The organism is Yinghuangia sp. YIM S09857, from assembly GCF_051388915.1.
GTDB lineage: Bacteria > Actinomycetota > Actinomycetes > Streptomycetales > Streptomycetaceae > Yinghuangia.
This window is the reverse complement of sequence record NZ_JBPKBH010000019.1, coordinates 41,006-53,724: the sequence shown is the minus strand read 5'-3', so window position 1 is coordinate 53,724 and position 12,719 is coordinate 41,006. Positions and strand designations below refer to the sequence as shown.

Sequence of the window (12,719 nt, the reverse complement as noted above, 5' to 3'; positions counted from 1 at the left end):
CCCCCCCCCCCCCCCCCCCCCCCCGCGCGCCTAACCTGCCAGGCCGATTCGATCCATCAGCGGCGTGCCGCCGTTGTACAACCGAACATCGCGCACGCTCGTGCGGAAGACCTGCCCCATCTGTGCCTCGGAGTAGACCCAAACAGGAACATCGGATTTCACCGCCTGTTGGAACCGCCGGTAGGCATCGGCGCGTACGGCCGGGTCGGCGCTCGCACGCGCTTGCTCCAGCGCGGCATCTGCTTCGGCGTTGGACCAACCCCCGTAGTTGAGAGGGCTGCCGGACCGGAAGCCGTTGTACATCTCCGGCTCCGGGTCGACCACGTATCGCGCCATCAGCACGGCCTGGAAATCTCGCTGCACACGCGCCTTGACGGTGTACGCGCCGATCTCCAGAGGCTCCACCCGCATGTGCACGTTGCGGTACTCGCCCAGTCGGCTCTGCATGAACTCGGCTGTGCGCTGTGCCCGCGGGTTTCGCGGCACCAGGTAGGTGAAGTCCACCGGCTTTCCCTGAGCGGCCAGTTCGTCGAACAGCCGCTGCGCCTCTGCGGCATCCTTCGCCGGCTGCGTGGCGGACGCGTCGAACCACGGGGAATCCTCCGCGAACAGTCCCTTGGCGGGGAGGTACGCGTTCGACAGGGCCTTCGAGAGGTCCCCTGGGTCCAGTGCCAAGCTGATCGCCCGGCGCGCCCGGACGTCGTCGAAGGGCGCCCGAGTGGTGTTGAACAGCATGTGCTGACCGCCATCGAGCCTGAGCGCAAGCGATGTGAGCGGCCCGTCCGCGCGCTCGAACACGGACGGGTCGGAGACCGCGGCGATCTCCGCACCGCCGGTGCGGAGCGTGTTCAACTGCTGCTCACCGTCGGGGACGTTCTTCACGGTGAAGCCGTCCAGGCGTGGCAGCCCGCGGTCCTTCTGCCAGTAGTCGGGATTGCGGGCGTACACCTGTTCGCTGCCGCGAGTCCAGCTCTTCAGTACGAACGGGCCCGCGCCTACTGGTCGACTCCCGTACGCGTCGGGCCCTTTGGTGAGCTGGGCAGGCGACGCGATATACGTCAGTTCCTGCGCCACCGTGCGGTCGAAGTTCGCATTGGGGCTCGGCGGGCGGACGTGGAGTGTCAGCGGGTCGGCAACGGTGAAGACCAGGCCGGATGCGGCTGGGCGGTGGAGCGACGCCGTCGCGGGCTGCGCGTGCATCTCCCAGTTCGTGCGTACCGCCTGCGCGTCGAGCACAGTGCCGTCGCTGAACCGGACATCAGGACGCAGGCGCAGGGTCCATGAGACGCCGGCGTCAGGGGTCGTCAGGCTCTCCGCCAGATGCGGTTCGACGCGCTTCGTCGTCGGGTCGACGTAGACGAGCGGGTCGTACAGTGCCGCCATGCGCGGCTCGTCGACCGACGGCAGGTAGACCGCACGGAACGGATCGAGCTGGGTGGAATCCTGCACCGCCAGCATCGTGAGCGTTCCGCCCTGACGGGCGGGGCCGGACTCCGGCGGGTTCGCGGTGTCTTCGTCGGCGGCGCAACCGGTGAGCAGGACCAGGGCAAGCGCCAGTGCGGTGGCGCCTGTACGTCGTCTTGCGCGGGCATCCGCGACGGCGTGGGAATGGAAGGGCATCTTCTTCTCCGTGACGGGGAGGGATGTGTCGCGTCCGCTGCGGGTCAGCCGTCCTCGGACGGGCCGCGCTGCGCAGAGGTATGCCGGAAGCTCGGTCCTCGGACACCCCGTGCGCCACAGCCGTGGTGAGGGGGTGCCGGTGCGGCGACAGCCAGGAATGCGCCGCACCGGCCGCTCGTACCGGTTCACGGTGAGGAAGAGCAGGACCGTGAGCCGACCGGGTTTGCACAGCCACCACGCAGGAACCCAGGGAGCGTATGGATAATGTATTCAAAATGTGTACGGAGATCCAGAGTTCCAGCCGGGCAAACCGCACTCTCCGACCTCCGGACCTCGGACACGGCGCGCCCTGCACTCGCCCCGGAATGAGCCACGCATGAGCCACCCAGTAGAGGCAGCACCGGAATCGAGACGTCAGCCGCAAGGCACGTCGCCGGCAGAGCTACCGCCGCCCTTGCTCGACGTCATCGGTGTGCGCCGAGTCGACCGCACCGACGAGGACCACTTCCGCGCCGACGTCCTCTTCGAAGAGCCGCACTCGTTGTACGGAGGGCAGGTGACCGCCCAGGCGCTGTGGGCAGCCGGACTGACTGCTCCTGCCGGGCGCCACCCGCACTCCCTGCACGCATACTTCCTGCGTTCCGGCGATACCGGCCTTCCTGTCGACTTCCACGTGCAGCGTGACCGCGACGGGAGGACGTACTCTGCGCGCCGCGTCGTCGCCAGCCAGAGGGGCAGACCCATCCTGACCCTGTCGGCGTCGTTTCAGGTGTCCGCCGATGAGCACGCACACGGTCGCACCGACACGCAGGCGTCCCCAGCCCCTGTCGTAGGGCCCCCGCGGGACGCGGCCGTCTACCCCCTGCCGCGCCTGGATCTGGTGGAGTGGCGGCTGCCGGAGCCGATGGAGCGCCAGCCGGTCAAGGAGTCGCCTTCGCGCCTGTGGGCCCGGGCACGCGAACCGCTGCCGCACGATCGGCTCGCTCGCGCGTGCGTACTTGCCTATCTTTCCGACGCCTCGACCGGGCTCTACCTGTTGGAAGAGGGCGGCCCCGGCAGCGCCGTCACCCTCGACCACGCCGTGTGGTTCCATCGCGCGCCACACTGGGAGGACTTCGTCCTTATGGACTTGGTCCCTCTGTCGATCTCCGAAGGCCGCGGTCTGTATCGCGGCGCAATGTATGCGGAGGACGGCCGGCTGCTCGCAAGCCTGACCCAGGAATCCCTGTTCCGGCCGTCTGAATGAACCCCCGAGTCGACGCATAGGGCGGACACGGTGACGCGTTCAGCGTGCGGACGTGCGGCCAGGGCCGCCCGTGTTCGGGGGAGGTGCGCACGCTACGGCCGACCGATCCGATTGGGAGGCCCGGTGTACGTCACGTAGTGATCGGGTGGTGGGTGGATGTCGTGCGCTTCTACCTGGTCACGACCCCGCGCCGTGCGTGTAGCGGTGGAATCCGCGGCCGGATTTGCGGCCGAGAAGGCCCGCGTCGACCATGCGCAGCAGTAGCGGCGGTGCGGAGTTCAGAGGCTCCTTGAACTCCTCGTACATCGAGTCGGCGATGGCGGCGAGTGTGTCGAGGCCGATCAGGTCCGCGAGGCGCAGCGGCCCCATCGGGTGGGCGCAGCCCAGTTCCATCCCGGAGTCGATGTCCTCGGCGGAGGCGAAGCCGGATTCGAGCATGCGGATGGCGGAGAGCAGGTAGGGGACTAGAAGGGCGTTGACGACGAATCCCGCGCGGTCCTTGGAGCGGATGACGTGTTTGTCCAGGTGGGCGCGGACGAAGTCCTCGGCGCGGGTGAGGGCTTGTTCGCCGGTGAGGAGGGAGGGGACGAGTTCGACGAGGTCGAGCACGGGCACGGGGTTGAAGAAGTGCACGCCGACGACCCATTCCGGCCGCGCGGTCGCCATACCGAGCTTCATGATCGGGATGGAGGAGGTGTTGGACGCGAGGATGGCGTCGGGGCGGGCGACGATCCTGTCGAGTGCGGCGAACAATTCCGCTTTGGCGGCCTCGTCCTCGGCGATGGCCTCGACGACGAGGTCGCGGTCGGCGAGGTCGGCCAGGTCGGTGGTGTAGCGGAGACGGCCGAGGGTGGAGTCGCGGTCGGTGTCGGTGATTTTCCCGCGGTGTACGGCCCGGTTGAGGGACTCGGTGATGCGGGCGCGGCCTGCGCGCGAAGCATCGGGACCGATCTCGCGGACGACCACGTCGAGTCCGGCGCGGGCGCACACCTCGGCGATGCCGGAGCCCATCAGACCGGAACCGACCACGCCGACCCGCCGGATCGCGCGATGTGTGGCCGCCGCAGACGGCGCAGGGGACAGGGTGGGGGCATTTGTCATGGTGATCCGTCTCGTCGGCGGTGGTGTCTGATCGGGTACGACGAGCCACGTCGTTTCGGCGTGCTGGGAATTGGCCGTCAGAGCCGTTCGACGATCATGGCGTTGGCCATGCCGCCTCCTTCGCACATCGTCTGTAGGCCGTAGCGCCCTCCTGTGGTTTCCAGGGAGTTGACGAGCGTGGTCAGCAGCCGCGTGCCGGAGGCCCCGAGCGGATGGCCGAGGGCGATGGCGCCTCCGCGCGGATTCAGCCTTTCCTGGTCGGCGTCGAAGGCCGCGGCCCACAGCAGAGGGATCGGCGCGAACGCCTCGTTGACTTCGTAGCTGTCGATCTCGGCGATGCTCAGGCCGCTGCGGTCCAGGAGCTTGCGTGTAGCCGGTACCACGCCGTCGAGCATCGTGACGGGGTCGGAGCCGGTGACCGCAAAGGAGTGGAAGCGCGCACGAGCAGTCAGTCCCAGGCGTTCCGCCGTGTGCGCGTTCATGATCAGGGCCGCCGACGCACCATCGGTCAGCGGCGAGGAGTTGCCCGGCGTCAACAGCCGGTCCGCTTCCGGGAATCGATGGGCATCCGGGTCCGCAGTGAACGACGGCTTCAGAGCTGAGAGTCCAGCCTCGCTGGTGCTCGGGCGGATGGTTTCGTCCTGCTCGTGGAGGTGTATGGACCCGTCGTCGGCCGTGATCTCCACGGGGACGATCTCCGACTTGAATCGCCCATCCGTCTGAGCTGCCGATGCGCGAGCATGCGAGCGTGCGGCGAAGCGGTCGAGCGTGGCACGGTCCAACTTCCAGCGCGCCGCGAGGATTTCGGCGGAGAGTCCTTGCTGGATGAGGCCCTCCGGGTAGCGGGCGCGGGTGCGCGCGCCCAGCGCGTCGGCGCCTGCGATGTTCGAGCCCATGGGCACGCGGCTCATGGATTCGACCCCGCAGGCGACGACCACGTCATAGGCCCCGGCCTGAACCCCCTGCGCGGCGAAGTGCAGTGCTTGTTGGCTCGATCCGCACTGCCGGTCAACCGTCGTCGCCGGCACCGACTCGGGGAAACCGGCGCCGAGCACGGCCGTCCGGCCGACGTTGCCGCCCTGCTGCCCCGACTGGGACACGCAGCCGGTGATGACATCGTCGATCAACGCCGGGTCCAGGTTGTTGCGCGTGACGAGTGCTTCCAACACGGTGGCGAGCAGGTCGGCTGGGTGTACCTGGGACAACGCACCGCCGGGCTTGCCGCGACCGGAGGCGGTCCGGAGGACGTCGACGATGACTGCGTCGTTCATGGATGTCCCTGTTCTCTGGCTCGTGTCCGCGAACGCCACGTCAGCGCCTGCGATCACAGCGGGGGCGAGCCTGGTCGGCGTGTACTGGGTCGAGCCAGAATATAGTACTTACTATGTCGGTTGGCCTCTGCCGGTGGACGCGCGGGCCTCGACGAAGTCGTAGGCCGCACTCCGACTTGACCAGCAACGTGAACGTGTGGGGAGCTTTCGTGAACCGTGACTTCGAGCTGTTCCGTATCGGTGAGGAGCACGGGATGCTCCGCGATTCGGTGCGGGCGCTGGCCGAGGCGAGAATCGCGCCGTATGCGGCCGATGTCGACGAGCAGGGCCGCTTCCCGCAGGAGGCGCTGGACGCGCTGACCGCCAACGACCTGCACGCGGTGCACATTCCGGAGGCGTACGGGGGCTCGGGCGCGGACGCGCTGGCCACGGTGATCGTGATCGAGGAGGTGGCGCGGGTGTGTGCGTCGTCCTCGCTGATCCCGGCGGTCAACAAGCTGGGCACGATGCCGCTGATGCTGTCCGCGTCGGAGGAGTTGAAGAAGCAGTACCTGGCGCCGGTGGCGCGGGGCGAGGCGATGTTCTCGTACTGCCTGTCCGAGCCGGAGGCGGGGTCCGATGCCGCGGGGATGAAGACGCGGGCGGTTCGGGACGGGGACTTCTACGTCCTGAACGGCGTCAAGCGGTGGATCACCAATGCGGGGGTGTCCGAGTACTACACCGTCATGGCGGTGACCGACCCGGCCAAGCGCTCGCGCGGCATCTCGGCGTTCGTGGTGGAGAAGTCCGACGAGGGCGTCTCGTTCGGCGCGCCGGAGAGGAAGCTCGGCATCAAGGGTTCCCCGACGCGGGAGGTCTACCTCGACAACGTGCGCATCCCGGCGTCCCGCATGATCGGCGACGAGGGCACCGGCTTCGCCACGGCGATGGCCACGCTCGACCACACGCGCGTCACGATCGCCGCGCAGGCGCTCGGCATCGCGCAGGGGGCGCTGGACTACGCCAAGGGGTACGTCCAGGAGCGCAAGCAGTTCGGCAAGCCGATCGCGGACTTCCAGGGCGTGCAGTTCATGCTCGCCGACATGGCCATGAAGCTGGAGGCGGCCCGCGCGCTGACGTACCAGGCCGCCGCGAAGTCCGAGCGCGGCGACGGCGACCTGACCTTCTTCGGCGCCGCGGCCAAGTGCTACGCGTCGGACGCCGCCATGGAGATCACCGTCGACGCCGTCCAGCTTCTGGGCGGCTACGGCTACACGCGCGACTACCCGGTGGAGCGCATGATGCGCGACGCCAAGATCACGCAGATCTACGAGGGCACGAACCAGGTGCAGCGCATCGTGATGGCGAGGAACCTGCCGAAGTAGCGTGCTGAAGGGCACGGGTCGCCAAGGCCTTGACGGGCTGGGGTTGCACCGAGCATAAAATAGATACATTATTCATTTCGTCGCGCTGTACTTGACGGACAGCACGGCATCCCGCGGACCGGGGTGTCGCAGAGGCTCTGCTCCGCCTCACGGCACCCCGGCCGTCCGAGCGGCTTGGGCGCCTCGCGGACGGCCGTCGTGCGTGGCTGCACACCGCGCACGACGCCTGCCCGCCGCTGTGCGGCGGGCAGGCGTACTCGCCGGGGACTCGGGCCGGCGGACACTTGACCGGTGGATCTGGTGTGGGGACAAGCCGTCGGCTGGGAAACGCATTGACGATGCCCGTGAGGCGTTGCCGGCGGATGGCGGTTCCATCCGAACGTGTGAGGACGTCATCCATGGCCATTGAGCGCTTCGAGGTGCAGCGGCGATTCTCCGTAGCTCCCGGTGCGATATTCGCGATCCTGAGCAGTCCTGCCGGGCACGTAACGATCGACAGCTCCGGGATGTTGCAGTCCGCCGAGGGCGACGTCGTGACCAAGACCGGGGACGAGTTCGTCGTCCACATGGACCGCGAGTCGCTCAACGACTTTCCGCTGGGCAAGTACGACGTGACCGTGGTCATCACCGAGTTCGCGCCAGATGCCCACATCGAGTGGACGGTCCGAGTCGCCGGCAGGCCGCCGCTGAAGCACCTCTACGGGTACCACTTGGAAGCCATCGACGGTGGGACCCTTGTGACTTCCTACTACGACTGGAGCAACATCGAAGACCTATACCGAGGCAAGGGCGTGTTCCCCGTTATCCCAGAAGCCGGCCTGCGTGCCACGCTCGGGATTTTGGCCCGGACAGTGGAGTAGAACCGCGGTGCGCGCCGCTCGCGTCTGCGAGTTCGGCTAACGCGGATTTCGCTGGGGGCGGGTCCCGTGCTCTCGCTGCGCAGAGCCCTGCTGATCGCCCACCTGCGACTCTGTAAAGCCCGGTCTGCGCGGTCTCCGGCCTGTGCCACGACGGCGGCGGCTGCTGAGCCGACTTTCGCGTCGGCAACATTGCTGCGGCCGATTCCCGGCGTCGAACACGTGCGGTTGCTCGGCGCCGCCGCTACATGGCCCGATCGGCTGAACGGTAGACGCCTGTCGACGTCGGGCTTTGTCTGACGTGAAACACCGCAGGCGCACGGGAGTTCATGGGCCGGTGCTGCTCTCCTGCACCGGCTCAACACGGCGAAGGCGTATGTCGGCACCGTCCTTCTGTCTCCCGCGACGATGACCACCGCGCCTGCCAAGACGGTGCCGAGGGAGACCGACAGCGCCGGCCCCGTTCCTCGACGTCTGTCGACCAGCGGCCTTGGGAGTTCGTCATGACTGCCTATCACGGGATGCCGGATGTCTACGTAGTCGGTGCTTGCGTTCACGCTCGGCCAACGAGCGCACACCGGGTTGCCGAGCACATCCGGAGGATGATCTTCGACAAGAATCTACGTGCCGGTCAACGCGTACCGCAGGACGAGATAGCCGCAGACCTTCGGGTCAGCCGCGTCCCTGTGCGGGAGGCGGTCATAGCCCTCGACCACGAGGGATGGGTGACCAGCGAGCCGTATCGCGGCGCTTTCGTCAACGGCCTCGATGAGAACTCCACGCGGGACCACTACGACGCACTCGGCATGCTGTACGGATTCACGGCGCGTTGCGCGACCGAACGGGCTACAGACCAGGACGTGGCGGCATTGGAGAGCGTGCATCGTCGGCTTCAAGAATCGACGCATCCGGACGAATTCCACGAACGCAGCCAGGAGTTCCTGTGCCGGCTCCAAGCAATGGCCCGATCGCGCCGCATTACCGCCATGGGCGTGATGCTCACCACCCACCTCGTGCCGGGCAACTTCTTCGCCGAGGTGCCCGGAGTGATGCGGATCCAAAAGCGCAGCCTGCGGGCGGTGATGCAGGCCATCAGGAACGGCCAGGGTGCCGCCGCCGAGCAGGCGCTGTCCGCGATGCTGCACACCCAGGCGGACAATGTGGTCGAACTGCTCAGGGCACGGGGACTGCTCGTCACCGGATCTTAGGGACGTCCACGACGGCCAAGCCGACGCGTCGTCGAACACGGGCCTGCTCGGCTAGCGCAACCGATGTCTGGACTCGACGTTGTGCAGGGACTCCCCGCGGGGTCAGGGGCAGTGAGCGTGCTCCGCGCAGACCGGTCTCCTCCACCCCACAGCGCTGGCGGACCGCGTCGAACTCGCAAGCGAGACCTTCGAATACAACGAAGGCTTCTCCAACCAGCACCGACGACACTCAACCCTGGACTGGCCATACTCCCCGAGGGGCGTGGCCGTGGTTTCCCGACACCTGAGCAGAGTGACTACAGGGGTGGTGAGCTCTGGGGGGTCGGCTGTGCCTCGCGGGCGAGCGTTCGCGCGACGGCCCCGGCGTGATCGGCCACGTCGTCGAGCGTGGGGTGGCGTCGGCTGAGAAAGCCTGAGCGCAGAAGTGCCCCGTAGCCGTGTGCTGCTGCGATCTGCCGTTCCAACAATTCCAGCGCCGCGCGCGCGTCTTGGCCGGTGAGGGCCAGCACCGAGGGCAGTAGAGCGTCCATGACGCTCCGTCCGGCCTGGAGCAGGTCCTCGTCCCCGGCGCCCTGGAGCTCCGGGGCAGAAATCAGGTCCAGCCCGGAACCGTTTTCAGCGGCGAAGCGCGTGTACGCGGCGGCCGTTGCCTCGACGGGGTCGACGGAACCGTGCTCGTTACGGGGCAGTTCGCTCTGCGCCTGGAGCATTCGCTCGCCGAGCGCGTTCGCTGCGGCGACGGCGCAGGCGATCAGCAGGGCCTGCTTGTTGACGAAGTGGCGATACGGAGCAGCTGTGCTGACGCCCGCGCGACGGGCCACCTCAGCCACGGACAACGCAGCGATGCCCTGCTCTGCGATCAGTTCCAGCGCGGTCGAAACCAGCGCAGTCCTTGATCTGGAACCACCGCCATCTATTCAGCACCTTCCGTGAGTTCGAGGTCCACTACAACGGACACCGTCCGCACCGGGCACTCGATCAGGCTGCGCCGCTGCGACCGGCACCCGAACCCATCACCGATCCGGACCGGATCGCTCGCCTGGACATCCGCAGACACGACCGACTCGGCGGCGTCATCCACGAGTACCGACATGCCGCATGACCTGGACGGATGGACTATTCGGCACCCACAGCTTCCGCGTGCCCCCACGTAGATGGGTCGTCGAACGTTCATAGGTTGGCTCGTGGTCCACCGCCGCCTGGCACGGGACTACGAAGTGCTCCCGGCCAGCTCGAAAGCCCACATCCGCATCGCAATGATCGACAACCCGATCAAACACGTCACCGGGAAAGATCAAGGTCGAATCAACATGAATGAGATGCCCTGCTCGTAGCACCGCGTTGGATCCCGGATAGAGATGGCGCAACCTCGAAAGACCAGGCAGGCTCTGACCGGGCGGTGACAGGATGGCGCGATGGTTCGCAGGCCCTATCCCACCTTCCGCGACTCGAGTTACGCCCCGACCGAAGCAGTGTGGCGCGCTCTACGGCACCTGAGGGCTGCTCCTCCCGGACACGCCACGCAAGGCTCACGCAAGGACATGTTCAGTGCGGCCCTGGAGCAGACGGAACAGCTCTTCGCCGCCGCGTCCACGGTCGGACCGGCATCCCGCCCGATGCTTCTCTACTACGCGGTCAATCAGGCGGGGAGGGCGCTGGCCGCGTGCGCTCCGGTTCCCAAGCCGGAGTCCGTGCTCCAAGGCCATGGCCTTGTCGTCGCCAAGAAAGACCAACCGGACATCGGTGAGGTCACCGTCCAAGACAAGGGCGCCGACCACTCCTCCTTCCTCCGTGTCGCCAAGATCCTCAAGTCACGAACGCTCCCGGCCCAGACACGGGTTGCCGACCTGTGGACCGCCATCCTCGAGGTGGAACGCTGGCCGTTGAAGGCGAGCACGGGCACCTTGCTCCATGTGTCATTGGACGGGCTAAAGGTCGACGATCCGACCGCGACCAGCCTGGCCGCCATCGCATCTGAGATGCCCGCCCGCCTTAAAGACGCCGTCGCCCCGGAAGACCGGGAACGTGACGTGACCGCGTGGCTCGCCGACTACCCGACCCTGGCCGGGTACGCCTTCCGCTGGCCAGGTGCCTTTCGCCCCGATGGCCCCGATCATTGGAACGCGCGCGAGAACACGATCGGCTGTCGCCTCACCTGGAGGCTGGACCCAGGCGAGACACCCTTGAGCAGGTTCGACAAGCTCGCGCCATGGAAAGGCAGAAGCTTCGACGGCACCACACGCGTGCTGCACCCCGCGTTCGGCGGTCACGACGATCAACTGCACCCGCTGCTGGCGTGGTGGGCCATCCTGCACGCCCTGTCCATGATGGCCCGCTACCAGCCCGCTCAGTGGACAGTGCAGACCGACGTCAACAAGAGCCCCGATGCCGTCGCCCTGGAATACCTCCTGGACAAGGCCCTTGCGGCCGTCCCCGATCTCGTCCTCGCCGCCATCGACGAAGTCACCTGAGATACGCGCCCGGTCAGACCCTCGGCCGCGCGGCGGCTCGTCGAGACGCGCGGTACATCGCCTCAATCATCCACACGGTCTCGGAGGTACTTCGCACCCGCGCGCGGAAGTACTCGTTCCGGCAACCAGTCCAAGTCGCTGTTTCAGTCACGCCATTTGCGACCACCGCGTCCAGCGTGTCGTCGGTGAGTGGGCGGGGCGGATTGTCGAGAGCGCGGTGCATACGAACGCCTGCTGCCGAGCGTTGCGGGGGCGTCGGGGCATCATGCCCCCATGGAGATCGAAGCCGCATTGCACCGAGTCCGCGAGTTCCACTGGGGGTGCATCCATGTGAACGACAACGACGAAGGTGACTTCGATCCGGACAGCATGCAGGGACCCGGCCCGGTCTGGCCCTCGCGCTGCTGGGTGAGCATTCGGGTTCGACACGCGCAGTTGGGGGATGCAGACGTCGAACTCGTCGTCGATGTCCGCCGCGAAGCGGTGGAGAACGCCGACTATGCGACGGTGATTGACGTTCCCTCCGGCGTGTTGTCCGTCGGCGACGCCGATGATCGCGACCACATCCGGCTTGCGCCTGGTAGGTGGCTTCTGCAAGTCGATCTCGATTCGCCGAAAGCTGCCGTCCAGGTGCGGATCACGCTTTCCCCGGTTCTCGAAGTCGTGTGTGCCGGGCAACCGGCGGCTCGCTGAACCCGCTTCGTGCGGTTGGGACACTGCGATGCGTAGGTGCGGCGACAACCGCGGCCGGTTCTCAGCGTGCGCTGTCGACGGCTTGTAGCGCGGTTTCGAGGTCGCGGTTGTCGAGGTACTGGTCGGGCTGCGGTGTGGCGGGGGTGCAGGGTTCGGTGGGGCGGGTGAGGGCGGTGCTGAGGGTTTCGCCGCTTTGGGTGCCGGGGGCTTCGTCGATGCGGACGGGGAAGGGGTCGCCTTCGACGGGGACGTACATGGTGGTGGTTTCGCCGCCCTCGTAGGTCATGCGGAGGGGGATGACGCGCTGTCCGTCGATGGTGGTGGGCGTGTCTTTGGTGACGTCGTCGGTGTGGGCGGGGTCGAAGAGGTCGACGACGTCGCGGACGCTGGTGATGGGTGCTTCGCGGGCGTCGGGGCCGGCGTAGCGGATGTAGCGGCCGTTGAGGGTGCGGGTGAGCAGGTCGATGCTGGCGTCGTCGGTGCTGGTTTCGGCGAGGGCGGCGAGCATCGGCGCGGGGGCACGCCAGTAGATCTCGGCGCCGACGCCGATGATGTCGGCGGTGTCGGGGCCGTAGGTCATGGTGCCGTGGAAGTCGCCGGTGCGGGTGAAGCAGACGTCGGTCTTGGTGGGGACGCCGTTGTCGTCGGTGCCGGCGCCGGTGACGCGGTAGGTGGGGGCGGTGGTGACGGAGTCGATGGCGGCCAGGGCGAGTTCCTTGGCATCCCGTTCCGTTGGTCTGTCGTTGCTGCTGTTGCCGCTGCAAGAGGTCAGGACGGCACCGAGTGCGGCGGCAATGATGGCTGCGGTGAGCGCGGCGGTGCGGTTGTGCATGGCGTACTCCGGGGGCAGGGTCGCTCTGGGCTGACGTCGTGTGGGGGAGGGGGCGG

Annotated in this window: 12 protein-coding genes and 1 pseudogene; 8 read left to right on the top strand and 5 right to left on the bottom strand. The window is 67.5% G+C overall.

Annotated features, from left to right (window positions below):
• Positions 1 to 30 precede the first annotated feature (30 nt).
• Complete coding sequence (locus tag ACRX5S_RS31240) at positions 31 to 1,620, bottom strand: ABC transporter substrate-binding protein (RefSeq protein WP_436776519.1); 1,590 nt, start codon at positions 1,618 to 1,620, stop codon at positions 31 to 33.
• A gap of 376 nt (positions 1,621 to 1,996) precedes the next feature.
• On the opposite strand from ACRX5S_RS31240, the gene ACRX5S_RS31235 reads away from it, so the two are divergent.
• Positions 1,997 to 2,866: an acyl-CoA thioesterase gene (locus ACRX5S_RS31235; protein ID WP_436776518.1), complete on the top strand. Its 870-nt coding sequence runs from the start codon at positions 1,997 to 1,999 to the stop codon at positions 2,864 to 2,866.
• Between the two features lie 177 nt (positions 2,867 to 3,043).
• Here the strand turns inward: ACRX5S_RS31235 and ACRX5S_RS31230 are convergent, their stop codons facing one another.
• On the bottom strand, positions 3,044 to 3,967 hold the full coding sequence (locus tag ACRX5S_RS31230) for a 3-hydroxybutyryl-CoA dehydrogenase (RefSeq protein ID WP_436776517.1): 924 nt from the start codon (positions 3,965 to 3,967) through the stop codon (positions 3,044 to 3,046).
• A gap of 77 nt (positions 3,968 to 4,044) precedes the next feature.
• Positions 4,045 to 5,238 (bottom strand): thiolase family protein, encoded by a 1,194-nt coding sequence (locus ACRX5S_RS31225; protein ID WP_436776516.1) that lies wholly within the window; start codon positions 5,236 to 5,238, stop codon positions 4,045 to 4,047.
• 254 nt (positions 5,239 to 5,492) lie between these two features.
• Here ACRX5S_RS31225 and ACRX5S_RS31220 point away from each other — a divergent pair, with 254 nt between their 5' ends.
• From ACRX5S_RS31220 to ACRX5S_RS31210, 3 genes are all read left to right on the top strand, one after another.
• Positions 5,493 to 6,602 carry an acyl-CoA dehydrogenase family protein gene (locus ACRX5S_RS31220; protein ID WP_436776630.1) on the top strand — a complete coding sequence of 370 codons (1,110 nt, stop codon included), beginning with the start codon at positions 5,493 to 5,495 and terminating at the stop codon, positions 6,600 to 6,602.
• Positions 6,603 to 7,000: 398 nt separating this feature from the next.
• Entirely contained in the window at positions 7,001 to 7,462 is a 462-nt protein-coding gene (locus ACRX5S_RS31215) for a polyketide cyclase (protein WP_436776515.1), read from the top strand.
• 326 nt (positions 7,463 to 7,788) lie between these two features.
• Positions 7,789 to 8,667, top strand: a complete 879-nt coding sequence (locus ACRX5S_RS31210) for a GntR family transcriptional regulator (RefSeq protein ID WP_436776514.1) — start codon at positions 7,789 to 7,791, stop codon at positions 8,665 to 8,667.
• Positions 8,668 to 8,963: 296 nt separating this feature from the next.
• Here the strand turns inward: ACRX5S_RS31210 and ACRX5S_RS31205 are convergent, their stop codons facing one another.
• On the bottom strand, positions 8,964 to 9,536 hold the full coding sequence (locus ACRX5S_RS31205; protein ID WP_436776629.1) for a TetR/AcrR family transcriptional regulator: 573 nt from the start codon (positions 9,534 to 9,536) through the stop codon (positions 8,964 to 8,966).
• 23 nt (positions 9,537 to 9,559) lie between these two features.
• Here ACRX5S_RS31205 and ACRX5S_RS31200 point away from each other — a divergent pair, with 23 nt between their 5' ends.
• The 4 genes and pseudogenes from ACRX5S_RS31200 (at position 9,560) to ACRX5S_RS31185 (ending at position 11,831) form a co-directional block, all read left to right on the top strand.
• Positions 9,560 to 9,769: an integrase gene (locus ACRX5S_RS31200; RefSeq protein ID WP_436776513.1), complete on the top strand. Its 210-nt coding sequence runs from the start codon at positions 9,560 to 9,562 to the stop codon at positions 9,767 to 9,769.
• Positions 9,770 to 9,801: 32 nt separating this feature from the next.
• Positions 9,802 to 10,001 (top strand): annotated as a pseudogene (locus ACRX5S_RS31195) (hypothetical protein); the annotation flags it as partial.
• Positions 10,002 to 10,082: 81 nt separating this feature from the next.
• The gene (locus ACRX5S_RS31190) at positions 10,083 to 11,138 is read left to right on the top strand and encodes a YaaC family protein (protein ID WP_436776512.1); all 1,056 of its coding nucleotides are present in this window, start codon (positions 10,083 to 10,085) and stop codon (positions 11,136 to 11,138) included.
• Between the two features lie 273 nt (positions 11,139 to 11,411).
• Positions 11,412 to 11,831: a hypothetical protein gene (locus tag ACRX5S_RS31185; protein ID WP_436776511.1), complete on the top strand. Its 420-nt coding sequence runs from the start codon at positions 11,412 to 11,414 to the stop codon at positions 11,829 to 11,831.
• A 61-nt stretch (positions 11,832 to 11,892) separates the two neighbouring features.
• Here the strand turns inward: ACRX5S_RS31185 and ACRX5S_RS31180 are convergent.
• Positions 11,893 to 12,719: hypothetical protein (locus ACRX5S_RS31180; RefSeq protein WP_436776510.1), on the bottom strand; the 827-nt coding region annotated here is incomplete at its 5' end.

Excerpts from the sequence above, each read along its gene's own strand:
- ACRX5S_RS31240 (WP_436776519.1), bottom strand. The coding sequence starts at position 1,620 with ATGCCCTTCCATTCCCACGCCGTCGCGGATGCCCGCGCAAGACGACGT.
- ACRX5S_RS31235 (WP_436776518.1), top strand. The coding sequence starts at position 1,997 with ATGAGCCACCCAGTAGAGGCAGCACCGGAATCGAGACGTCAGCCGCAA.
- ACRX5S_RS31230 (WP_436776517.1), bottom strand. The coding sequence starts at position 3,967 with ATGACAAATGCCCCCACCCTGTCCCCTGCGCCGTCTGCGGCGGCCACA.
- ACRX5S_RS31225 (WP_436776516.1), bottom strand. The coding sequence starts at position 5,238 with ATGAACGACGCAGTCATCGTCGACGTCCTCCGGACCGCCTCCGGTCGC.
- ACRX5S_RS31220 (WP_436776630.1), top strand. The coding sequence starts at position 5,493 with ATGCTCCGCGATTCGGTGCGGGCGCTGGCCGAGGCGAGAATCGCGCCG.
- ACRX5S_RS31215 (WP_436776515.1), top strand. The coding sequence starts at position 7,001 with ATGGCCATTGAGCGCTTCGAGGTGCAGCGGCGATTCTCCGTAGCTCCC.
- ACRX5S_RS31210 (WP_436776514.1), top strand. The coding sequence starts at position 7,789 with ATGGGCCGGTGCTGCTCTCCTGCACCGGCTCAACACGGCGAAGGCGTA.
- ACRX5S_RS31190 (WP_436776512.1), top strand. The coding sequence starts at position 10,083 with ATGGTTCGCAGGCCCTATCCCACCTTCCGCGACTCGAGTTACGCCCCG.
- ACRX5S_RS31185 (WP_436776511.1), top strand. The coding sequence starts at position 11,412 with ATGGAGATCGAAGCCGCATTGCACCGAGTCCGCGAGTTCCACTGGGGG.